The 22,027-nt window shown below is 67.0% G+C and carries 21 protein-coding genes; 6 read left to right on the forward strand and 15 right to left on the reverse strand.

Translation table 11 applies throughout. The features are described from left to right. Positions 1 to 35: 35 nt before the first annotated feature. Positions 36 to 1,181, forward strand: coding sequence for a Rieske 2Fe-2S domain-containing protein (locus ACZY1G_RS12920; protein ID WP_463822586.1), 1,146 nt, complete (start codon positions 36 to 38; stop codon positions 1,179 to 1,181). Further along, a complete protein-coding gene (locus ACZY1G_RS12925; protein WP_463822587.1) occupies positions 1,178 to 1,483 on the forward strand; it encodes a ferredoxin in 306 nt (101 codons plus the stop codon). The genes ACZY1G_RS12920 and ACZY1G_RS12925 overlap by 4 nt, the downstream gene beginning before the upstream one ends. A 72-nt stretch (positions 1,484 to 1,555) precedes the next feature. Here the strand turns inward: ACZY1G_RS12925 and ACZY1G_RS12930 are convergent, their stop codons facing one another. From ACZY1G_RS12930 to ACZY1G_RS12955, 6 genes are read right to left on the reverse strand one after another with little or no spacing between them, the layout of a single operon-like run. Further along, positions 1,556 to 1,978, reverse strand: a complete 423-nt coding sequence (locus tag ACZY1G_RS12930) for a nuclear transport factor 2 family protein (protein WP_463822625.1) — start codon at positions 1,976 to 1,978, stop codon at positions 1,556 to 1,558. Between the two features lie 14 nt (positions 1,979 to 1,992). Continuing rightward, positions 1,993 to 2,775 (reverse strand): SDR family NAD(P)-dependent oxidoreductase, encoded by a 783-nt coding sequence (locus ACZY1G_RS12935; RefSeq protein ID WP_463822588.1) that lies wholly within the window; start codon positions 2,773 to 2,775, stop codon positions 1,993 to 1,995. A 28-nt stretch (positions 2,776 to 2,803) separates the two neighbouring features. Next, a complete protein-coding gene (locus ACZY1G_RS12940) occupies positions 2,804 to 3,880 on the reverse strand; it encodes a hypothetical protein (protein ID WP_463822589.1) in 1,077 nt (358 codons plus the stop codon). Further along, on the reverse strand, positions 3,870 to 4,907 hold the full coding sequence (locus tag ACZY1G_RS12945) for an alpha/beta hydrolase (protein ID WP_463822590.1): 1,038 nt from the start codon (positions 4,905 to 4,907) through the stop codon (positions 3,870 to 3,872). Before ACZY1G_RS12945 ends, ACZY1G_RS12940 begins: the two co-directional genes overlap by 11 nt. Position 4,908: 1 nt before the next feature. After that, a complete protein-coding gene (locus tag ACZY1G_RS12950; RefSeq protein WP_463822591.1) occupies positions 4,909 to 5,772 on the reverse strand; it encodes an SDR family NAD(P)-dependent oxidoreductase in 864 nt (287 codons plus the stop codon). Next, positions 5,769 to 6,272 (reverse strand): polyketide cyclase, encoded by a 504-nt coding sequence (locus ACZY1G_RS12955; RefSeq protein WP_463822592.1) that lies wholly within the window; start codon positions 6,270 to 6,272, stop codon positions 5,769 to 5,771. The genes ACZY1G_RS12950 and ACZY1G_RS12955 overlap by 4 nt, the downstream gene beginning before the upstream one ends. 609 nt (positions 6,273 to 6,881) lie before the next feature. On the opposite strand from ACZY1G_RS12955, the gene ACZY1G_RS12960 reads away from it, so the two are divergent. Next, positions 6,882 to 7,802, forward strand: coding sequence for a hypothetical protein (locus ACZY1G_RS12960; protein WP_463822593.1), 921 nt, complete (start codon positions 6,882 to 6,884; stop codon positions 7,800 to 7,802). Positions 7,803 to 7,857: 55 nt separating this feature from the next. Here ACZY1G_RS12960 and ACZY1G_RS12965 read toward each other — a convergent pair whose 3' ends face one another. Genes ACZY1G_RS12965 through ACZY1G_RS12990 form a run of 6 tightly spaced genes read right to left on the reverse strand, consistent with a single transcriptional unit; the run spans position 7,858 to position 14,974 of the window. After that, entirely contained in the window at positions 7,858 to 8,916 is a 1,059-nt protein-coding gene (locus ACZY1G_RS12965) for an acyl-CoA dehydrogenase family protein (RefSeq protein ID WP_463822594.1), read from the reverse strand. Next, positions 8,913 to 10,061 (reverse strand): acyl-CoA dehydrogenase family protein, encoded by a 1,149-nt coding sequence (locus tag ACZY1G_RS12970; RefSeq protein ID WP_463822595.1) that lies wholly within the window; start codon positions 10,059 to 10,061, stop codon positions 8,913 to 8,915. Before ACZY1G_RS12970 ends, ACZY1G_RS12965 begins: the two co-directional genes overlap by 4 nt. Beyond that, complete coding sequence (locus ACZY1G_RS12975; RefSeq protein WP_463822596.1) at positions 10,058 to 10,834, reverse strand: crotonase/enoyl-CoA hydratase family protein; 777 nt, start codon at positions 10,832 to 10,834, stop codon at positions 10,058 to 10,060. The genes ACZY1G_RS12970 and ACZY1G_RS12975 overlap by 4 nt, the downstream gene beginning before the upstream one ends. Next, positions 10,831 to 12,255: an aldehyde dehydrogenase family protein gene (locus ACZY1G_RS12980; RefSeq protein WP_463814720.1), complete on the reverse strand. Its 1,425-nt coding sequence runs from the start codon at positions 12,253 to 12,255 to the stop codon at positions 10,831 to 10,833. The genes ACZY1G_RS12975 and ACZY1G_RS12980 overlap by 4 nt, the downstream gene beginning before the upstream one ends. 2 nt (positions 12,256 to 12,257) lie before the next feature. After that, positions 12,258 to 13,379 carry a zinc-binding dehydrogenase gene (locus ACZY1G_RS12985; RefSeq protein ID WP_463814721.1) on the reverse strand — a complete coding sequence of 374 codons (1,122 nt, stop codon included), beginning with the start codon at positions 13,377 to 13,379 and terminating at the stop codon, positions 12,258 to 12,260. Between the two features lie 14 nt (positions 13,380 to 13,393). Next, complete coding sequence (locus ACZY1G_RS12990; protein WP_463814722.1) at positions 13,394 to 14,974, reverse strand: acyl-CoA synthetase; 1,581 nt, start codon at positions 14,972 to 14,974, stop codon at positions 13,394 to 13,396. A 102-nt stretch (positions 14,975 to 15,076) separates the two neighbouring features. Here ACZY1G_RS12990 and ACZY1G_RS12995 point away from each other — a divergent pair, with 102 nt between their 5' ends. After that, the gene (locus tag ACZY1G_RS12995; protein ID WP_463822597.1) at positions 15,077 to 17,005 is read left to right on the forward strand and encodes a flavin-containing monooxygenase; all 1,929 of its coding nucleotides are present in this window, start codon (positions 15,077 to 15,079) and stop codon (positions 17,003 to 17,005) included. Beyond that, positions 17,002 to 17,889 carry an SDR family NAD(P)-dependent oxidoreductase gene (locus ACZY1G_RS13000; RefSeq protein WP_463822598.1) on the forward strand — a complete coding sequence of 296 codons (888 nt, stop codon included), beginning with the start codon at positions 17,002 to 17,004 and terminating at the stop codon, positions 17,887 to 17,889. Before ACZY1G_RS12995 ends, ACZY1G_RS13000 begins: the two co-directional genes overlap by 4 nt. Positions 17,890 to 17,897: 8 nt before the next feature. On the opposite strand, the gene ACZY1G_RS13005 is transcribed toward ACZY1G_RS13000, so the two are convergent. Then, entirely contained in the window at positions 17,898 to 18,500 is a 603-nt protein-coding gene (locus ACZY1G_RS13005; protein WP_463814895.1) for a Dabb family protein, read from the reverse strand. 481 nt (positions 18,501 to 18,981) lie between these two features. Here ACZY1G_RS13005 and ACZY1G_RS13010 point away from each other — a divergent pair, with 481 nt between their 5' ends. After that, entirely contained in the window at positions 18,982 to 20,217 is a 1,236-nt protein-coding gene (locus tag ACZY1G_RS13010) for an NADH:flavin oxidoreductase (protein ID WP_463822599.1), read from the forward strand. Here the strand turns inward: ACZY1G_RS13010 and ACZY1G_RS13015 are convergent. Further along, on the reverse strand, positions 20,194 to 21,117 hold the full coding sequence (locus ACZY1G_RS13015; RefSeq protein ID WP_463822600.1) for an alpha/beta hydrolase: 924 nt from the start codon (positions 21,115 to 21,117) through the stop codon (positions 20,194 to 20,196). The two genes, ACZY1G_RS13010 and ACZY1G_RS13015, sit on opposite strands and share 24 nt — an antisense overlap. Next, positions 21,114 to 21,965, reverse strand: a complete 852-nt coding sequence (locus tag ACZY1G_RS13020; protein ID WP_463822601.1) for an IclR family transcriptional regulator — start codon at positions 21,963 to 21,965, stop codon at positions 21,114 to 21,116. The genes ACZY1G_RS13015 and ACZY1G_RS13020 overlap by 4 nt, the downstream gene beginning before the upstream one ends. Positions 21,966 to 22,027: the final 62 nt, after the last annotated feature.

Raw genomic sequence — 22,027 nt, forward strand, 5'->3', positions numbered from 1 at the left:
GAAGCCCACACCGCACCGACTAAGGACGGCACCTGATGACGACGACGCACGCTGACGCCGAAAGCATCCGGCTCATCGAGGCAGGTTCAGTCCCGGCCAGATTCGCACGGGGATGGCACTGCCTGGGGTTGATCCGCGACTTCACCGACGGTCGACCGCACCAGATCAACGCCTTCGGGCAGAAGCTCGTGGTCTTCGCCGGTGAGGACGGCGTCATCAACGTCCTGGACGGTTACTGCCGTCACATGGGCGGAGACCTGTCGCAGGGCACGATCAAGGGCAACGAGATCGCGTGTCCCTTCCATGATTGGCGCTGGGGCGGGGACGGTCGCTGCAAGCTGGTGCCCTACAGCAAGCGCACTCCGCGGCTGGCGCGCACGGCGTCGTGGCCCACACTCCAACAAGACGGCATGTTGTTCATCTGGAACGACCCCGAGCGCAAGGCGCCGCCGGCAGACGTCGCGATCCCGCGCATCGAGGGCGCCACGAGCGATGCGTGGACTGACTGGCATTGGTACAGCACGGTCGTGCACACCAATTGCCGGGAGATCATCGACAACGTCGTCGACATGGCGCACTTCTTCTACATCCACGGCTCGCTGCCCACCCACTTCAAGAACATCTTCGAAGGCCACGTCGCGACGCAGTACATGAAGAGTGCCGGCCGCCCCGATCTCGGCGATCCCGAAGGATCCAAGCTCACGGGCACGACGTCGCTGGCGTCCTACCACGGCCCTTCGTTCATGATCGACGATCTGACCTACCATTACGGCGATTTCGACCAACGCACCGTGCTGATCAACTGCCATTATCCGATCGATGCGAATTCTTTTGTGCTGCAGTACGGCATCGTGGTCGAGAAGAACGCGTTCATGCCGGACGAACTCGCGGTGCAAACTGCAGTCGCGCTGGGCGACTTCGTGAAGATGGGCTTCGAGCAGGACGTCGAGATCTGGCGCAACAAGGCCCGGATCGACAATCCGCTGCTGGTCGAGGAGGACGGTCCGGTCTATCAGCTGCGCCGGTGGTACGAACAGTTCTACGTCGACGTCGCCGACGTCACCCCGGAAATGGTGGATCGCTTCGAATTCGAACTCGACACCACGCGGCCCACCGAGGCGTGGATGAAGGAAGTGGAAGCCAACATCGCCGCGCGCTCGGCCGCGGTCACGGCCGGATGACAGTCCGCCCTGACAACCGGCTGGCCGACCTTCCGATGATGTCGGTGACCTGTCGGCGGTGCGATGCGGGTGTGCAGGTGCGCAAGAGCAGCTGGAATCAGACCAGCGTGCAGTGGACGGCCGCCGCGTCGCAGCGATGCCAGGAGCGTTGCCAGGCAGCCGAATTGGAGCCTCACGGCGGCCGGTTGTTTCTGACGTGCAGTGCACTGGCGGACTCGATCACCGACGCGGTGCGCGGCGGTTCCGTCCTGATCATGGACACTGATCCGCCGGCGATTCCGCACCCGACGGACCCCTGTTGAGCCCGGTATCCCCGGCGCCCCGTCCTGCGTCAGGTGATTCCGGTAGGGCGTCGGCCCGCCTGCGGACTACGCCTAGCTGCCGAAGATCTCGAGCGGTCCGACATGAGCGCGGTTGACCTTGATCCGCTCGGTGAGGCGCCATCGCCCGGTTGCATCGCGGCGCCACCTGTCGCGGTAATCGCCGAGCGTGTAAAAGCGCTCCGACGGATCAGCCCCGGTATTCAGGTGTACGTCTCTGACGTAGGCGCGACTCACCGCGACATCTCCGCTCACGTCAACGACGATGTTGCCCAGGAGATGTTGAGTTGGGCCGCAGGCATCGAGGAACCCACGGATCAGATCGATGATCGCAGCAGATCCGGTCAGGGGGCCTGTACCGAAATCGCCCTGAGCGTGTTCGTCGAGGAGTCCGGCCATGACCGACCAGTCGCGGTCGTCCATGGCTCGGGCGAAGGAGATCAGTGCCCGCTCGACGGCGCGCTCGTCGAGCAACATCTGTACATCAGCGGTCATGCGTGCGCGCCGCCGTCGACACGGATCTCCGTTCCGGTGATGAAGGCGCCGTCGTCGGACGCCGCCATGGCGATCACCGACGCGACCGCGCTGGCATCACCTAGGATGCCGTTCTCGGTTCCGTGCAGCAGCGGGGTCTGTTTGGCCCACAATCCGAGGTCGTAGCCCTCGGGCATCTTGTCCAAGGTGCTGTTGGCCAAGGCGGTCGACACTCCGCCGGGCTGGATGTTGACCGCGCGCAGTCCCTGCTTGGAGTACTCCAGTGCCAGCGCGTGCGTGAAGCTGAGGATGCCGCCCTTGCTGGCCGCGTAGGCTGCCATGTACGGATGCGCGAATGTGGCTGCAGTAGAGGTGAAATTGACCACCACGCCGCGCCCGCAGGCCAGCAACGCCGGCAGCGACTGACGGGTCATCAGGAAGGTGCCGGTCAGGTTGACCGCCAACGTTCGGTTCCACTCGGCCAGGCTGGTCTCGTGCGTGTGTGAACACATTTGTATCGCTGCGACGTTGACCAGGACGTCGAGCCCGCCGAGGTCGGTGACTGCCGTGTCGACGGCGGCGATGACGTCGTCTTCGACGGAGATGTCGAGCACCGCGGTGGTCAACTGCTTGTCGGTGCCGGCCTGGGTCGCCGCCGCGGCCGTGGCGGCCAAGCCATCGGCCGAGATGTCGAAAGCGACCACGGTGGCGCCCTCGTCGAGCATCCGAGCGGTGGTGGCCGCACCGATGCCTGAGCCGGCGCCGGTCACGATGACTCGCCGGTCAACGAAACGTTCCATGCCAGTGTGCCTTTCGCTATTGGTGGCGCTATGCCATCTGGAATGCGCTCAGCGGGGCGTCTTCGGGATAACTGGTCGGGCCGCCCAGGTCGTAGGCGGCGTTGAGCGCTCCGATGAATGCGGGATCGTGCAACGGGTTGCTGGGGATGTCGAGCTTGACGCCCTTGGCGCTCAGGTCGTCGACCATCATGTCGATGGCCTTGTCGATGGTCAGGTCGTCGGACCCGTCCATGTTCTTCTTCAGCTCGTCGTAGTCGGAGAACACTTCGGCTGACCAATGCACCAAGAAGCGCAATTCGTCGGTGCGGTGGCGCGCGATGACGCCCTCACCGTTCTTCAGCAGCCACCCATCGCGGTCAGCCGGATCGCCGGTGAACACCGTGTCGAAGGCGAGGCCAGGCGGAACCTGTTGGTCCAAGGGGCCATTCGCCTCTCCACGGTGCACCATCATCTCGTTCTGAACCACGACGCCGCGGTTGTTGATCGGCGGGAGCACCCGCGCGGGCGGCTTCAGCGGACCGTCGGGCCAATACGTGAAACCGGAGCTTTCGTCGAGGGAGAACCACGTGATGACCTGTGCCATCTTGATAAGGTAGTCGGCGAACAGCCCTGACTTACCCATCACGCTGCAGAGCCAAGTGGGGGCGTTCTCGTGGCGGACACCGCGGAAGCTGGGGGAGTCCAAGTGACCGGGATCGCGGTTCGCGCACGGACCGTTGATGTTGAACAGCATCATCTCAGGCTTTGCGTACTCGGCACCCCAGTACCGCTTGGCGTGCTCGACGAACGTGGCGTTGTAGAAGCAGTCGTGCAGCTCGGGGTAGAGGACGGTGCCGTAGTTGGCGAGATAGCCGCGGAACGTGGGGGTGAGGAACAGATCCAGCGTCGGTTCGAAGCCCTCGGGAAAGGCTCCGCTCATGGTCGCCATCAACTCGTCGGCCGACGCGAAGTGCTGGGCGATGATGAGCTTCCACGGTCCCTGCGTGCGCACGACGTCGAGGAGGCGTTCGCGCTGATCGGCGGTGTAGACGTCGGTGAGCTCGCGCGGCGGCGCAACCGGCCGCAGCACATCGGACAATTCCTGGCGGCGCTCGTCAGTCAGCATCGTGTTCTCCTTTGATGAGTTGCTCGTTGATTGTGGGCACCGCCGCAGCCGGCGGTGGGGTGAACGTCCGGTCATCGGGACGCGCGGAAAAGGTGATGGGATGGGCGAACTTCGCGCGCAGCAGCGCGCCGATCTCCGCAACGGCCAGTCGCCCGCGTGCAGTCGCGTCTGAACGCATCAGGAAGCCGTGATAGGTGCCTGGATATCGGGTGAGAGTGGTCTGCACGCCGGCGTCGCGTAGCCGGCCCGCATACCGTTCCCCCCAGTCGCGAATCGGGTCGCACTCGGCGGTGACGACGATCGCCGAGGGCAGCTCGCTCAGATCAGGGGCGTGCGCCGGGACCTGATACGGGGAGTGCGCCGCGGTGCCTGCGTCGACCATCTCGTGCATGAACACGATGTCGTCGTGGGCCAGCATGGGTGCATCGGTCATGGCGGTGATAGAGGCGGCGCCCATGTCGCGATCCAGGCCGGGATAGAGCAGGACCTGTACCGCGATGGCAGGCCCACGGTGGTCACGGGCGGCCAGAGCCACTGCGGCGGCCAGCGATCCACCGGCGCTGTCGCCGACGACGGCCAGCCGCTGCGCGTCGAGGGACAGCCTGTCGGCGTTGGCGGCAATCCATTCGGTGGCCGCGTACGCGTCGTCTAACTGTGCCGGTGGCGGAGATTCGGGAGCCAATCGGTAGTCGACGGCAGCGACCGCGGCACCGCTGGCCCAGGCCAATTCCCGTGCCAACGGTTCGAACGAATGGTTGGAACCCATCACCAGTCCACCGCCGTGGAAGTACACGAGGACGGGGGACCGTGCGCAGGTCGTCGGGCGGTACAACCGCACCGGTAGGGGACGCCCACCCGGACCGGGTGCGGTGTAGTTGTCGATGTGCGCCATGGGCGGCATCGGCGGATGTGGCGCCGATTCGACGCCGGCCCGCACGGCGGCGAGCCCGCGCGTGCGCATCGGCGTCGGCACGCCGAAGGAGGCGACTCGCGCGGCGGCATCGGGATCCAAGGTGGGAGAACGCATGTCAGTTCTGTGCGGGATCGAAGCGTCGCTCGGTGCGCAGGCGGGGGGTCTCCTGGTTGGTCAGCACGCGGGCGCGTTCGGCCATCGCCGAGCCGACATAGTCGGGCTGGGTGAGCAGATAGAACCGCCCCTCGGCGGCCTGGTCGAACACCACCTCGGCGGCGGCCAGGGGATCCATCGCCGCGGCCTTGATGTCGAGCATGGCCGCTCGCTGAGATTCAGCGGCGCCTGTGTCGCCGCCGTCGACGCCACCCGCGGACTCGAAGATGTTGGACACCACCGCACCCGGGAGCACCGCCTGCACGTGAATGTGTTCGTCGTGTCCGGCGGCCTGGACCTCCAGGTGCAGGCACTCGGTGAGCGCGAGGACCGCGTGCTTGCTCATGATGTAGGGCGCTTGCAGCGGGACGACGGCGACGCCACCGATCGAGGAGAGGTTCCATACCCAGGCCGGCGCGTCGCAGGCCATCATGTGCGGAAGGAACGCCCGGATACCGTTGAAGACGCCGCTGATGTTCACGTCGACGACGCGTCGCCAGTTCTCGACGGGGGTGTCCCACAGGTAGCCGAATTGCTCGACGCCTGCGTTGTTGACCAGCAGGCGGATCGGCCCCAGATCGTTGCGCACCTCGTCGGCGAGCGCCTGCACGGCGTCGGCATCGCGGACGTCGCAGACCTTGTCGATCGCCGAGCCGCCGGCAGCGACGAGTTCGCCACGCAGCGCCGCGACGGCGCCGGCGTCGATGTCGACGAGGACCACGGTCATTCCGAGACGGGCGGCGTGGCGGGCCAGTCCCGCCCCGATGCCCGCGCCGGCGCCCGTGATGACGGCGATGCCACCGCCGAACGATTCGCGGGCGGTCACGCCGGCTGCGTGCTCACCGAAGCGGACTTGGCGGCGTGCTCGGCGAAGGGGATCGAGTCGTCGGCGTCGAGCATCACCGTCATCGAGGTGAACACCAGACGGTCCCCTGCCCGGCGGATACCCACATCTGCGACGCCGCTGGAAACAGCGAAGGGGACGTTGTTGGTGATCTGATTGACGAACATGGTGAAGCGGACGCGGGTGACCTCGCCCTCGGGACCGGTGCCGGTGTCGGTCCGAAAGATGTTGGTGGCGTGATGCCGACACGGGTAGGGGTTGACGTTGCGGTGCTCGATGAGCCAGGCGAGGGTTTCTTCGCCGCCGTGCAGCTCGGCGGCCAGCAGGTCTTCGAACGGGCAGTTCCCGGACAGCGACCGGCTCAAGTACTGCATTTCCTCGCCGATGCGGGAGGCCAGCTCGTCGAAGTGTCCCTCGTCGTAGTGGTACCAGAACCCGGCGATGAACTCCTGTACCTCAGCCAGCGTGATCTCGTTGCTCATGGCGAGTCAGTCAAACCGAGTGAGGTGTGCCACTGAGCTGACGTGACCGGTGAGCGGGACGTTGATCGCGGGACCGTCAGGACAGTCACGCGGCGGGCCGGTGACCCCCCGTCGAGTGTCCGGTGATCGGGACGGAGTGTGGCGCAGGCCACACTCACTCGGCACGCTCTGGGCTGTCGAACGACCCCTCCCACAAAGGACACACACATGCAGGTAACTCCCTCGCACACACGGGATTCCGCGCGGCGACCGGCCGTCGCAGATCCGCCCTCGCGCAGTGACCACGCGCGCACAGTGGCCAAAGGGGTGGGCTTCGCGGCCGGATTCGCCGCGTCGGCATGGTTGATGACGTCTCTCGCCACCGGAGTCGCCTCCGCCGACGACGGTGACTCGTCCCCCTCGACGGGTCGATCGGCAACTTCACAGAGCGCGGCGCGTTCGGGTGGGGACACGACCGGCGCCCGGGCGGCGAAGGTCCGGGAAACGCGTCAGCAGAGCAGGAGTGAAACCGTCCGCGCGCGCGGGACACGAGAGGACCGGCGAGCGGAGCGATCCGCCAGTGATGCAGCAGCGTCCGAGTCCGGCGCCACCACGTCTCGGCCCACCCCGGTGCGGCGGAGCATCGGTCTCGCCCCGAAGCGGGAGACCAAGGCGGTCGTCCGGGACGCCGCGGAGTCGGTCGCGATCGAATCGTCCTTCACGAATCCATCTGCGGGACAACGTCGCAAGCCGTTGGCCGCCGTGGTGACCTTCCTGAAGGGCACCGTCTTCAACGCCGCACCGGTGGTGACTGACGTCCAGATCAACCGTCAGGGCGTCAACGGAACCATCACCGGCGACATCGACGCCCGCGATCCCGACGAACTGGGAACGCGGGTGCAGATCCGGTCGACGGTACGGGCCGGCGCGCCGTCGCCGGCGATCTGCGGATGTGAGGAGGTGGCAGGGCTGATCGCCCTCGCCTACACCAACCCGGCGGTCATCGGCGGTGGTGCAGGAGACAATTGGAACGCCCCCGCCGCGGTGGACAGCACGACGGTCTACCTGAACCCGGACTACTCGGTCGCGTACTACGCAGGCAAGGAAACCGGGACCGTCACCATCGACGGCCTCGGCACCGGTGACGTCGTGCTCGCCTTCGTGGGCAACCTCCTCGCAGGCGGAACCGCCGAGAAGTCGGTGGCGACACTCAATGCCGACCTCGGGACCGGTGACCTGAAAGGCGTGGAGGGGACGGTGATCAGCCAGAGCGCACTCAACGCAGACGGCACGGCACTCGGCGTGCTCACCGGTGAGGTCGTGCGCCCGGAGGTCCGGTACGTCGTCGTGCGGAAGCCGGTCAACGGCACAGTCACCATCGATGACATCACCGGCACCTTCGCCTATCAGGCCGACCCCGCATTCCTCGCCGCGGGCGGCGGCACCGACACCTTCGAGGTGCTCGTTACCGACAACCGCTTCAACCTCACCAAGCTGTTCCAGCGCTACAACGGCGACCAGGTGCAGACCATCGCGCTCACCGCCGTCTGAGTCTCGAGCCGACATGGGCGCTGGGTCATCGCGACCCAGCGCCCATGTCGGTGAATCACGTCTCAGCGGTGATCAATTCCCACAGGCCTGCACCTCCAGCTGCACTGGCCTTCGCCGCGACTTGCAGGTCCCAGAATCGCGCGGAACCGAACTCGGAACGCCACGCCAGGGCCCCGCGGGTGTACTCGTGCAGTCGGTGCTCGAAAGTGGTTCCCATGGCACCGTGCACCTGGTGAGCGTTGCGTGTCACCACCAGTGTTGCCTGACCTGCGCATGACCTCGCGACCGCAATCTGGAAGTCGAGACACATTGCGTCCCAGTTGCTGTCGATCGCCGTCTGCAGAGCCGCCTGGGTGGCGATGCGGGCCAGTGCGGCCTCGGCCGCGGCATCGGCGATGAGATTCTGGATGGCCTGGAACTTCGCGAGTGGTCGGCCGAACTGTACGCGCGAGGCCGCGTGATCGATGGACAGTGCCACCGCCTGATCAAGCGCCGCGCACACTTGCAAAGCCCGCACCATGGCAGATTTCCGGGCTACGACGGCGACCACCTCCGGGGGCACCGGTACTCCCGTCAGCGTCGACGTGTCCACCGTCGCGCGATCGCGCGGCTCCCCGATCGCGTTGGTGCACCGTGTGATTTGCGCACTCGCGGTGTCGATCTGAGCCAGTCGATGCCCGTCGCCGCTGTCCCATAGCACGGTCAGCCGGTCCACCTCCCCGGCCCACGGCGCCACGCCGGTGGATGCCCCGGGGGCGAGCTGACAGAGGGTGTGCACCCTATCGTCGGCGGGCCCGGACACCTCGTCGATCAACCAGCAGGCCAGGAGGTCGTGCTCGGCCAACGGAAGGTGAACGCCGTGGCGGACGGCCGCGGCGGTCAGTACTGCGGCCTCGGCCCAGCCCGCGCCACTTCCGCCGTGGCGCTCGGCACCCGTCAGGCGGACCAAGCCCAACGAGTCGAGCTGCTGCCAGAGGTCGCGGTCGCAGTGCCTGCGTTCGGTGGGCCCGGTGGGCGCGGCGGTGTTGCGGTAGTCAGCCAGGACGCCGTCGATCATGGCGGCGAGCTCTGGATCGACCACCGGCGAAACCTGTTGTGGTGCAGTAGCGGTCATCGCAATCCCAATCCGCGCGCGATGACGCCGCGCATCACTTCGTTGGTCCCGCCGCGCAGGGTGAAGCCAGGGCGTTGGTCGGCGGCGTTGACCACCAGCTCTTCCCAGGTGCGATCGGGTGCGGCGTCGTCCCCGAATCCGTGGGCGGCGAAGTCGGCGATGCCGCCCTCGGTGGTGGTGCCGAGGACCTTGACGACCGCAGCCGGGACGTCGGCGTTCTCACCCCTCTGCAACGCGTCGGCGACGGCGGTGGACATGTGATGGAGCGCGCTGACGCGGGCCACGAGTCGTCCCCATGCTGCGTCGGTACCCATTGGCGGCGCGGCGGGGGAGTCGATGGCCGCGGCGAGTAGGGGAAAGGTGGACAGGAATCGTTCCGGCCCGCTGCGCTCGAAGCTGAGCTCTGAGGTCACCTGTTCCCAGCCGCTGCCGATCTGGCCGAACACCCGGGTCTCGGGCACGAAGACCTCGTCGAGAATGACCTCGTTGAAGTGGTGGTTTCCGTTCATCGACACGATGGGCCGCACCTCGACCCCGGGACTGCGGAGATCGACGATGAACTGGCTGAGTCCGGTGTGGCGATGCGCCGCGTCCGTGGGCGCGGTACGGGCGAGCACGATGAACGCGTGGGCGCGGTGGGCCCCGGAGGTCCACACCTTGGTGCCGGTGAGCGACCAACCACCGTCGGTCGGCACGGCGCGAGTGCGGACACTGGCGAGATCCGACCCGGAGTCGGGTTCACTCATCCCGATGGCGAAGAAACACTCGCCGGCGACGATCTGCGGCAGAAAGTGTGACTTCTGTTCCTCGGTGCCGTATTTGAGCAACGATGGCACGATCTGACGATCGGCGATCCAGTGCGCGGCCACCGGTGCGCCGGCCGCCAGTAGCTCCTCGGTGACGACGAAGCGCTCACCGAAGGTCCGCCCGTGCCCGCCGTAGCGCTGAGGCACCGTCATCCCCAACCATCCGCGTCGTGCCAGCGCCGCGGTGAACGCTTCATCCCACCCGCACAACCACGAATCCACCGACGGGGTGAACGCACCGGCGCCGAGTTGTTCGGCCAGGAAGGCGCGGACCTCGGCGCGTAGCCCCTCGGTGTCAGCGCCGGGGGGAGGGGTCAGGCGCAGCCCTGGAACAGTCATGAGGTCCTCCACTTGGCAATGCGCTGTTCGTGTTCGGCGTCGTGGTGGGCCAGCGGCTGCATCGCCGCGGCCATGGCGAGGGTGGACTCCAGCGATCCGCTCACCGATTCCTGAAGCAGCCGTTTGGCCATTCGCAGGGCATGAGGCGGGTTGACGGCGATGCGATCCGCCAACGACCTTGCTGCCGTGAGCAGTTCGTCGTGCGCGACGACGCGGCTGACCAAGCCCCACGCCAAAGCGGTGTCTGCGTCGATGCGTTCACCGGTGAAGGTCAGTTCGGCAGCCCGGGCGTACCCGATGGCGCGGGGCAGGAACCAGGTTCCGCCGTCGCCGGGAATCAGGCCGAGGGTAACGAAGCTCTCCGCGAACGACGCACGCTGCGAGGCGATGCGGATGTCGCACATCATGGCCAGATCGCAGCCCGCCCCGATCGCGGCCCCGTTGACAGCGGCGATCAGCGGCACCTCGAGTCGAGCGAGAGCGCGAGGGATGCGTTGGATTCCGTCGACATAGGCGCGGCGCTGGTCGATGGGGGCCAGGCCGAACATGCCCTGACGATCGGCCATTTCCTTGACATTGCCGCCGGCGGAGAAGATCTTGCCGGCAGCAGTGAGGATGACCACGCGAATGTCGTTGTCGCGGTTGACCGCATCGACGAGCGTCTCGAATCCGGTGATCACATCGGGTCCGGTGATGGCATTGCCCACCTCCGGTGCGTCGATGGTCCACACCTGCACCGATCCGTCGGTGTCGATACGCAGCGGGGTACTCATCGGCGCCTATTGAGCTGGAGGGATTTCGTCTGCAGGTATTCCTCGAAACCGAACCGACCCAATTCGCGGCCGATGCCGGACTTCTTGTACCCCCCGAAGGGGGCGAGCGGGTTGTAAGCGCCGCCGTTGATGTCGAGCTGCCCGGTCTGCACACCGCGAGCGAAAGCGATCGCGGTGTCGTCGTCAGCGGCCCACACCGCCCCCGACAACCCGTAGGGGGTTGCGTTGGCGATGCGCAGGGCATCGTCATGGTCGGTGTACGGGATGACCGCCAGCACCGGTCCGAACACCTCTTCCTGGCCGAGTTCTGACTCGGGATCGACGTCGGCGAACACCGTAGGAGCCACGAAGAACCCGACGTCACGCACCGGCTCGGCACCACCGACGAGCAGGCGTGCACCGTCGCGTTGCGCCCGCTCGATGTACCCGCGGACCGTGTCGAACTGTGAGCGTGACGCAGACGGGCCGATACGCGTTGCCGGATCCCACGGATCTCCCACGGGGTAGCGGGACACGGCGGCCTCGATGAGGTCCAGCGCCTCGCTGTACCGGGACTGGGGCACCACCATCCGGGTCCACGCCATGCACGTCTGTCCGCCGTTGAGGAACGCGTTCCCGACTCCGACCTTGACCGCGGTCGCCAGGTCGGCGCCGTCGAGGATGACGTTGGCAGACTTCCCGCCCAGCTCCAGCGCCACCTTGGTGACCGCTTGGCCGGCGAGCTCACCGACCCGGGCGCCCACCTCGGTGCTACCGGTGAAGGAGACGAAATCGACGTCGGAATGGCTGGCCATGCGCTCGCCGATCACCCGGCCGGGGCCCGAGACGACGTTGAGCACCCCCGGGGGTAGCCCGGCGTCCTGACAGGCCTCGACGAATTCGAACACCGACAGGGGAGCGTCGTTGCTGGGCTTGAGCACGACGGTGCACCCGGCGGCGATCGCCGGGACCACCTTGGCGACCACCTGGTAGAGCGGATAGTTCCACGGGGTGATGGCCGCGACGACGCCGTACGGCTCGCGCAGTACCAGCGAATTGCCGATGTGCTCTTCGAATTCGAAGCTATCCACCACGTCGGCGATGCCCTTGGCCACCGCCAGCGGCACCTGCGTCTGCACGGTCTGGGCGATGCGGACCGGGGCGCCCATCTCGGCGGTGATCAGTTCGGCGATGTCGGGCAGACGTTTCTCGAGGGCGTCGATCACCCGGTGCAGGCGGTCGCGGCGTTCGGCCACGGTGATGGTGGGGTCGAAGGCGCGGCGGGCTGCGGCGACCGCGGCGTCGACGTCTTCGGCGGTGCCGGCCGGTACATGGCCGATCACCTTCTCGGTGGCCGGATCGACGACGTCGATGATGCCGCCGCCGGCCGGTGTGACCCATCGGCCGTCGACGAACAGCAGGGAACGCTCGTAGGTGGGCATGGTCATCCTTCTGTCGGGTGGGGGACGATGCTGGCGCGGACGTCGCGCTTGCCGTCGGCGGCGGCGAATGCGTCGTTGATGTCCGCGAGCGGATAGCACGCCGCGGCGAGTCGATGCAGCGGTAGCTGATGCTGATGGCGTTCGAGGAACGTCAGGGCCCGCGACAGGACCGCCGGGTCGTAGAGCGAGACCCCGACCATGGTCTTGTTGGAGAACACGAACCGCGACGGATCGAAGGCGAAGGTCTGCCCGACGTTGATGTTGCCGATCTCGACGTAGCGGCCGAACTGTCCGAGCATCTGCAGGCCTTCGTCGATCGCAGCCGGGTGTCCGACGACTTCGACGACCACGTCGGCGCCGTGCCCGCCGGTGAGCTTGCGCACCGCCTTGGCGCGGTCCCGAGGCGTGGCAACCTCGTTGAGATCGATCACGGTGTCCGCGCCGAACGCGGCGGCCAGTTCGAGTCGTTCGGGGACGGCGTCGATGGCGATCACCTGCGCAGCACCGCGTGCCTTGGCCACGGCCACGGCATAGAGCCCGAGCGCGCCGGCTCCTTGGACCACGACGTGCTCCCCGAGTGCCATGTCGACCCGTTCGAGGCCGTACATGACTTGTGACAGTGCACAATTGGCGCCGGCGGCGATGTCGTCGCCGACGCTGTCGGGCACGGTGTAGATCACCGCGCCCGCGGGCAGAAGGTAGTAGTCGGCATAACCGCCGACGAAGTAGGGTGGCTCGTCGGCGCGCCCGAGCATGGCCATCGTGAGGTTCAAGCAGGCGTTGCGCCGCCCGGCCAGGCAGTTGCGGCAGGTGTGGCAACTGTAGAAGTACGGAAACACCACCCGGGTGCCGGCTGTCAGGGCAACGCCGTTGGAGTCGGTGTGCACGCCCTCGCCGAGCGCTTCGACGGCACCGACCATCTCGTGACCGAGCACGGTGGGCAGGTGGCCACCGAGCCCACGGGTGGCGAATGTGCCGTGCCAGGCGTGCACGTCGGACCCGCAGATGTTCGCGCGCAACACCCGGATCAGGACCTGCCCCGCGCCGACCTCGGGCAGCGTGACGGTGTCGAGGGTGAAGGGGGTGCCGGGTTCGTCGAAACGGGCGATACGGCCGGTGTACACGCTGATGTGGCCTTTCAGTTGTTCGCGGTGTGGAGGGTGAAACGCTGCCGCAGATCGCGTTTGAGCAGCTTGCCGCTGGGGTTCTTCGGCAGGGCGTCGACGAAGAACACCTGTTTCGGCGTCTTGAAGCCGGCCAGGTGTTCGCGGCAGTGTGCCACGACCTCGTCTTCGGTCAGCGCGGAATCCGCGCGCGGGACCACCGCCGCGACGACGGCTTCGACCCACAGCGGATGCGGCAGCGCGAACACGGCTGCCTCCTGGATGCCGTTGTGGCGGTAGAGCACTTCTTCGACTTCGCGGCTTGCGACATTCTCTCCGCCGGTCTTGATCATGTCCTTCTTGCGATCCACCACGTGCAGCAGCCCGTGTTCGTCGTAGTAGCCCAGGTCTCCGGAGTGGAACCAACCCCCGGAGAACGCCTGTGCCGTCTTCTCCTCGTCGTCGAGATATCCGAGCATCAGATGTGGACTGCGGTGGGCGATCTCGCCGACGACACCGGTCGCGACCGGTGTGTCGGTCTCATCCAGGACGACGGTTTCGACGTTGACCACCGGGCGTCCCGCCGCCCCGGCGTGGGCGTCCTGTTCGGCGGGGCCCAGGGCGGAGGCCAGCGGCGCCATCTCGGTCTGGCCGTAGAAGTTCCACAACCGCAGTTGCGGCAGGCGGTGGCGCATCTCGTGGAGGATTTCGGCGGGCATCGGCGATGCGCCGTAGTAACCCTTGCGCAGGCTGGACAGGTCCACCTCGTCGAATACCGGACTGCGCAGCAAGCTGATCCACACGGTGGGCGGCGCGAAGTAGTTCGTGACGCCGTACCGCTCGATGGTGCGCAATACCAGCTCGGGATCGGGGCGGGGGAGGATGATGCTCGTCGCCCCCAGGTAGAGGTCGGTGGCCAGGAAGTTGTCCAGCTGGGCACAGTGATAGAGCGGCAGCGAATGCACCTCGACGTCGTCGCCGGACATCGATCCGGCCACGATGGTGCTGATGTACTGCCACATCAGGCTGCGGCTGCTGTGCATCACACCCTTGGGACGGGATTCGGTTCCGCTGGTGTACATGATCCGCACCAGCTGGTCGTCCGCGAGGTGGTACTCCGGTGCGGGATTGGTGGTGGTCAGCCAGTCGGAGAAGTCGGGCCAGCCCGACGATTGGCCCGGCAGGACGAGCGCGGCACAGGTGGTCACCACGGTGCCCAGCGTCATGGCGTGCTCGGCGACTGGTACGAGATCGGCCTCGACGATGAATCCTCGTGCCTTGCTGTGTCCCAGGATGTAGCTGATCTCCTCGGCGGTGAGCATGAAGTTGACAGGTACCAGCACCACGCCGGCGCGGGCCGTGGCGAACGTCAGCACCGCGTACTGCCAGCAATTGCGGGACAGCAGCGCCAACCGATCACCTGGCTTGAATCCGTTGTCGCACAACGCGGCCGCGGCTCGGTCGACCTGGTGATCGAATTCGGCGAAGGACAGCACGACGTCGCCGTCGATGATGGCGGTCTTGTCGGATTGCTTGCGTGCCGAGCGTCGCGGGATGTCAGCCAGGCTGTGACTGCGGGCGCGGGCGATGACGGCGTCGAGGTCGTCGTGGTGCATGGGCCGCAGCGTAGGCGCGCACTGCCACACCGCGGTGGTTTGTCTCCCGCTCAGTAGACAGGCCGTCACCACCGAGTGGTCGTTGCTCCGATACTCGCAACCATGACCGCCACCACGGAATCGTCGTCGCTGCCGACAGACAATGCAACGGACCCGGACGCGCTGCGCGGACACCTGCGCAAGGCCGATCCCGGCGTCTTGGTCGCGGTGCTGGCGCAGATGACAGGCGACGCCTCAGTGATCGACCGGTACGCCGCGAGGATTGCCTACGAGCCGGATCCGCCGGAGCGGGCCGGCAAGACCGATCCGCAGACCGCGCAGACACTGGCGGAGGAGGTCATCGCTGCCCTGAACACCACGCGACCGGCCGGCGCCCCGGCCCCTGACGACCGCGAGTTCTTCACCCGGCTGCTGCCGGTGGCGTTGGGGGCGGAGGTCGACGACGAGCAGGTCGACCTGTTGCTCGAGCAGGGCGGATTCCGGCCCTCGGCACCCACGCTGCCGCGCACCGTACCGATTCCGCAGACCACCACCGTCGCCATCATCGGCGCCGGTCTCGCCGGCATCGCGGTCGCTCTGGCGGCCGCCGAGGAGGGCGTGGCCTTCACTGTCTACGACCGCAACGACGAGGTGGGTGGCACCTGGTTGACCACCACCTATCCCGGCATCGGCGTGGACACCCCGTCGGCCTACTACTCGCTCTCGCGTGAGATCAATCCCGAATGGTCGAACTACTATCCGCAGGGCGCGGAGTACCAGGCGTACCTGGTGGCGCTGGCCGACAAGCACGACCTGCGCCGTCACATCCAGTTCGGCACCGAAGTGCAGGCGCTGCACTGGGATGAGCAGCGACAACACTGGGAGATTCACACCTGCCGCACCGATGGCACCCAGTCGGTGGACCACGCGCGGGTGGTCGTCACCGCGGCGGGCTACCTGAACCGCCCCCGGTTCCCGGACGTCAAGGGCCGAGACACGTTCGGCGGTATCAGCATCCACTCGGCCCGCTGGGATCCCGATCTGGATCTGACCGGCAAGAGGGGGGCGGTCATCGGCGCGGGCTGCACGGCGGTGCAGATCGTCGATGCGTGCGTCGACGAGGTCGAGCATCTGACCGTGTTCCAGCGCCAACCGCACTGGGTGGCACCGCGCAAACGGCTCTCCGACGACGTGCCCGAACACCGCCGCTACCTCGGTCGCGTGCTGCCGTACTACGCGATGTGGCATCGGCTGAAGTCCTACTGGGGCACCGCCGACAACAACTACCCGATCATCCTGCAGGACCCCGAGTGGTCCAAGACCCACCTGTCCATCAACCCGACCAACGATGTCCTGCTGCAGATGTGCCTGGACTACATCGACCGAACCTTCGGTGCGGGAACGGAACTGGCGCGCAAGGTCACCCCGGACTTCGCGCCATACGGTAAGCGCATCATTCGTGACCCCGGCGGCTATTACGCTGCGCTGACCCGCGACCACGTCGACGTCGAAGCGTGCGAACCCGCGCAGATCAACGCCTCGGGGATCGTCACCTCAGACGGTCGCCACATCGACCTCGATGTGATCATCTACGCGACCGGCTATCACCTCGACTTCCTGTCCACGGTGGACATCCGGGGTCGCGGCGGCAAAACTCTGGCCGCAGAATGGGGCAACAGTCCACGCGCATACCGTGGCGGGACCGTGCCGGGTTTCCCGAATCTGTTCATCACCTCTGCGCCCAACTACAGTCCCGGGCACGGCGCCGGTGCCAACTTCTCCATGGAAGTCCTGGCGCACTACATCATCGAATGTCTGCAGCTGATGGCGCTGCGCGGGTCGACCACGATCGAGGTCACCGAGTCCGCGTACGAGGGCTACGTGGCTGACATCGACGCAGCGATGCAGAAGACCGTGTGGTGTCACACGCCCAACGCACACACCTACTATCGGTCGGAGTCGGGCCGGGTCGTCGTGGCCACCCCTTATCGCCTCGTCGACCTGTGGCAGCAGCACCGCGCACCTGTCGAATCGGACTTCGTGCTGAGATGAGCGGATTACTCACGGGCAAAACGGCTCTGGTGACGGGCAGCAGTCGCGGCATCGGTCGGGCCATCGCGCAGCGGCTGGCGGCCGAGGGCGCCACCGTCGCGGTCACGGCTCGCTCTCACCGCCCCTCACCATCGATACGCGCCGGGGCGAACGAGATCGTCCCCGGCGCCATCGACGAGACCATCGGACTCATCGAGGCGGCAGGGGGATCGGCGTTCGGGGTGGCTGTTGACCTCGAGGACGACGCGGCCCGAGACGGACTGATCCCATCGGTGGTGGAACGGGCGGGTGGGATCGACATCCTGGTCAACAATGCGGGTTTCGCCGATTACGCGCTCGTGGAGGACATGCCGCGGGCCACGTTCGACCGCACGGTGGCCCACTACTTGACGACGCCGTTCGCATTGACTCAGGCGGCGATTCCGCACATGCGCAGTCGGGGTGCCGGGTGGATCGTCAACATCGGCTCGGTGACCGGCGTCGCGCCGGTCCGCCCCTACCGGGACTACAACAAGACGGCAGGCGACGTGATCTACGCATCGTGCAAAGCGGCGCTGCATCGCTTCACCCAGGGCGTCGCCGCCGAGTTGGTCGACGCCAACATCGCGGTCAACTGCGTGGGTCCCTCCACGGCGGTACGTACCCCTGGCGCGGCGTCGTTGATTCCGGCCGGCTTTCCCACCGAACCGGTCGAGTACCTCGCCGAGACCGTGCTGGCCATGTGTCACCTCCCCGCCCAAGCACGTACCGGGTTGGTGGCCTTCAGCCTTCACTACCCATGGTCACAGAGACTTCCGGTGCGCACCCTGGACGGCCGCACGATGTTGGAGCCAATCGAGCCTCCGGCAGCGGCCAATCCGAACATCCTTCCCGCCGGCCTGTGAGGACCCGTCTAGAGCACCGGGGCGGCCATGTCGCAGAAGCTGTGGCACACCCGATCCCGGACGATCACGTCGGCGGTCTCGGGATCGAACCATCGGTCGACCACCGCCCAGTGGATGGGGTGCATCAGGTAGGGGCCCATCAGTCCCGCGACGTCGGTGAACTCCTGCTCGAACACATGCGTCCACCCCGTGGTCCCGACGGCATCGTCCACCCTGCTCAGCTGCCAGGCCGCGATCGTCGGAACGTAAGACGCCATCATCGCGAGTTCGCGTTCGAAGTCTGCCACCGCCGAGCGATCAGCTTCCGGTGAAACACGCAGCAGCAGAGCCCGATACACGGTTCCCGCCGAGCTTCGCATCGCGCAGCCGCGGTAGGTCGCGCCATTGACGCGGGAGATGGCCGGATCGGAGAGTGTCGCATCGACATCGAAGTCGACTGCCGCCTGGGGATCGTCGAAGCGTAGGTGCAGCAGGATGTCGCCGCCGTTACGGGACCCCGGCAGGGTCGGGGCGACTACATGTCGGGCGGCACCGCTGCGCTCCGCGGCGGCCCGCAGGGCGGTGAGGATCCGGTCGCGGTCCGGCTCGTCGACGTCGATCAACCGGGTCACTGCTACCGTGGCCGTGGACCCCGCACCCGGCGCCGCGATCGCGGTGGGCGGGGCGGCCTCGACATCGGCGGGGTCGGTGGCGACACTTCGGATGCGATCGACGACGAGATCACCGACGCTGGACCACCATTGAGCGATCGTCGGGTCGGGTCGGCCCTGCCAGGTCATCTGCCACCACGCCTGCGGGCCGGGCAGCGTCCAGGTGATGGTGACGACGTTGGTGCGGTCGGGGAACCAGATCGGCGGGCTCACCAGGACGTCGCGCAGCGTCATCCCGCGTGCCCGTGCCCCGGGGGCGTAGTCGGCGAGATAGGCGTCGATGAACGCGCGTGCGCACCCTGCAGCGGTGGTTACCCGGTCGATGACGCAGACCTCACCCATGGCGCGAGGCTACGGTCGTCCGGGTTGTGGGCGGGGTGGCCTTCCCGGCTACCGGGAGGACCCCGTTGCCCCCTCATGACGTCGAGGCCATGGTGATTCGATGAACGATCCGTTCAGCCCCGCCCGGTTGGGACCTGTGACACTGCGCAACCGGATCATCAAAGCCGCCACCTCAGAGGGGCGTTCGCCTCGCGGTGCGGTGACCGACGAACTGATTGCCTTTCATCGCAGCTTCGCCGAGGGCGGGGTGGGGATGACGACGGTCGCGTATTGCTGCGTGTCCCCGCAGGGGGCGAGCGCTCCCGGTCAGATCGTGATGAGTGTCGCGGCCCTGCCAGGGCTGCGGCGACTGACCGATGCGGTGCACGACGCCGGTGCGGCGATCTCGGCCCAACTCGGTCATGCCGGAGTCGTTGCTCCTCGCAAGCTGACTGGAGTCACCGCGGTCGCCCCCAGCAGGTTCGTCAATCCGACGTCGATGGCGTACTGCCGCGCCATCACCGTCGAGGAGATCGGCACGGTCATCGCCCAATTCGGCACCGCCGCCCAGGTTGCGGTCGAGGCGGGCTTCGATGCGGTGGAATTGCACTTCGGGCACCTGTACCTGCCCAGCTCGTTTCTGAGTCCGCTGATCAACCGGCGCAAGGACGCCTACGGCGGGTCGATCGACAACCGGTCGCGGCTGGTGCGCGAGATCGCCGAGCACGTCCGTACCGTCGTCGGCGATCAGGTCGCGGTGATCGCCAAACTGGACATGGACGATGGCGTGCCGGGCAGCATTTGGATCGACGAGGCGCTGCGCACCGCGCAGTTGCTCGATGACGACGCCACGCTCGATGCCCTGGAATTGACTCAGGGGTCATCGGTGTACAAACCGATGTACCTCTTCCGGGGAGATGCTCCGGTGAGGGAGTTCGCCAAGGTGATGCCGCCGGTGTTGCGTCCCGCGCTGCGCCTCGTCGGCAAGCGTGCGATGGGCGACTATCCCTACCGGGATCTCTACATGCTCGATGCGGCACGCCAGTTCGTACCCCTGATGAAGAACACGAAGTTGATCCTGTTGGGTGGCATCACCGAGCGCGCGCACCTGATGACCGGAATGGCCGAAGGTTTCGACTTCTTCGCCATAGGGCGGGCATTGCTGCGCGAACCTGACCGGGTGAAGACGATGATGGTCGAGCCGGCATCGCGCAGCCTCTGCAACCACAACAACAAGTGCATGGTCACGGTGTTCGGGCGGACGCACTGTGTGCTCGACCCCGACCAGCGCTACGGGCCGGTGGCGCAGCGGGCGGGTACGCCCGCGGCGTCGCTACCGGTCGAGCACCTGCCGTAGGGCGGCGCTGGACTGTCGGCGCGCTTCGTGCGCGAGTTCGAGCATCGGCATCGTCATGAAACCGTGGATGCCGCCCTCGAACTCGCAGCGCGAGACCGTGACACCCGCCGAGGACAACGCGTCTGCATAGGCACTGGCCTCGTCGTGCAGGGGGTCGTGGCCTGCGAGCACCATCACCGCCGGTGGCAGACCGGCGAGATCGGCGCCGAGCGGGCTCGCGTAAGGGTGGGTGCGGTCGTCGACGGCAGGCACGTACTGATCCCAATACCATTGCAGGGCGGGGCGGGGGTTGTAGAACCCGCGCCCGAACGCCCGGTAGGAGGGTGTGTCGAAATCGGCGGCGATCACCGGATAGAGCAACAACTGCGCCGCCACCTCCGGGCCCCTCCGATCGCGAGCCATCAGGGCGGTCACCGCGGCCAGATTGCCGCCGGCGCTGTCACCCCCGACGACCACACGTGCGGGATCCGCGCCGAGGGCGGCGGCATGATCGGTCGTCCACTCGACGGCGGTGTACAGGTCCTCGGCGGCCGTCGGCCACCGGTGCTCGGGCGCCAGCCGGTAATCCACTGAAACAACCACCGCAGGAATGAGATTGGCGAGATTGCGGCACAGTCCGTCGTGGCTGTCGATGTCGCAGAAGACGAATCCACCGCCGTGGGCGTACACCACCACCGGCAAGGGTTCCGACGCCTCCGGGCGATAGACGCGGACAGCCATGGAGCTCCCGTCGACAGCGATCTCGTGATCTTCGACGGCGGCGACCGATTCGGGTGCCGGGTTCGGCACGAACCGCGCGCGAATCGCGGCGCGCGCTTGGGCGCCGGTCATCTCGTGCACCGGCGGAAAGCCCGAATCGAGCGCCTCGATGATGTCGGCGATCTGCGGATCGAGCCTCACGCCGGCAACAGGGAAGCGTGCCGCGCCTCGGTCGGCCGCGGCGCGATCCCGCCGCGCAACGGGCGAAGCGGCTGCAGCGTGGGTGCGACACGCTCGGGTCCGTCTTCGGCGTTGCGCCAGATGCCCATCGCGGTCATGCGCACCGGCCCGGCCATGCGATGGTCGAAGGTCATCCGGGAGATCGGGCCGCACACGGAGACCGCGGCCACGGCTTGGCCGGCAGGTCCGATCGGCGCCGCGACGCACCCGAAGCCGTGCAGGGACTCCTCGCGCTCCACGGCGACCCCGTGGGATCGCACCCGGGCCAGCTCTGCGGTCCATTGGGCGGCGTTGGCAATGGAGTAGCGGGTTTTGCGGACAGTCAGATCGACTGTGCTATCGGTACTTTCGGTATCGGCCAGGATGGCCTTGCCTACGGCGGTACAGTGCGCCGGTTGACGTCCCCCGACGCGGGTGGGGATGGCAGAGGCCATGTGGTCCCCGATTTTCTCCAGATACACGACGTCGGAGCCGTCGAGCACGGCGAGGTGCACGACCAGCCCGGTGGCGCGATGCAGGTCGCGCAGGAGTGGGATCGCGGCACGGTGAATGCGGTCCTGGTGCAGCGCCAGCGAGCCCAGCTCGACCAACCGCATGCCGAGTTCGTAGTCGCGGCCGTCGCGGCGCAGCCACCGCAGCGCGACCAGGCGCTCGAGCATGCGGTGCGCCGACGAACGGGGAAGTCCGGTGCGGCGCACGATCTGCGCCAAGGTGAGCCGTCCGGGTCCGTCGAAGGCGTCGAGAACCAGGGAGATGCGATCGATGACCGCACTGGGTGTTTCGTTTGCCTTGTCGACAGTGATGGTCACCGGGCCTCCTTCGGTCAGCGCATGCCGTACAGGCATATGCCTATTAGTAATATGCCTCTTTG

The organism is Mycobacterium sp. IDUB_5, from assembly GCF_055419565.1.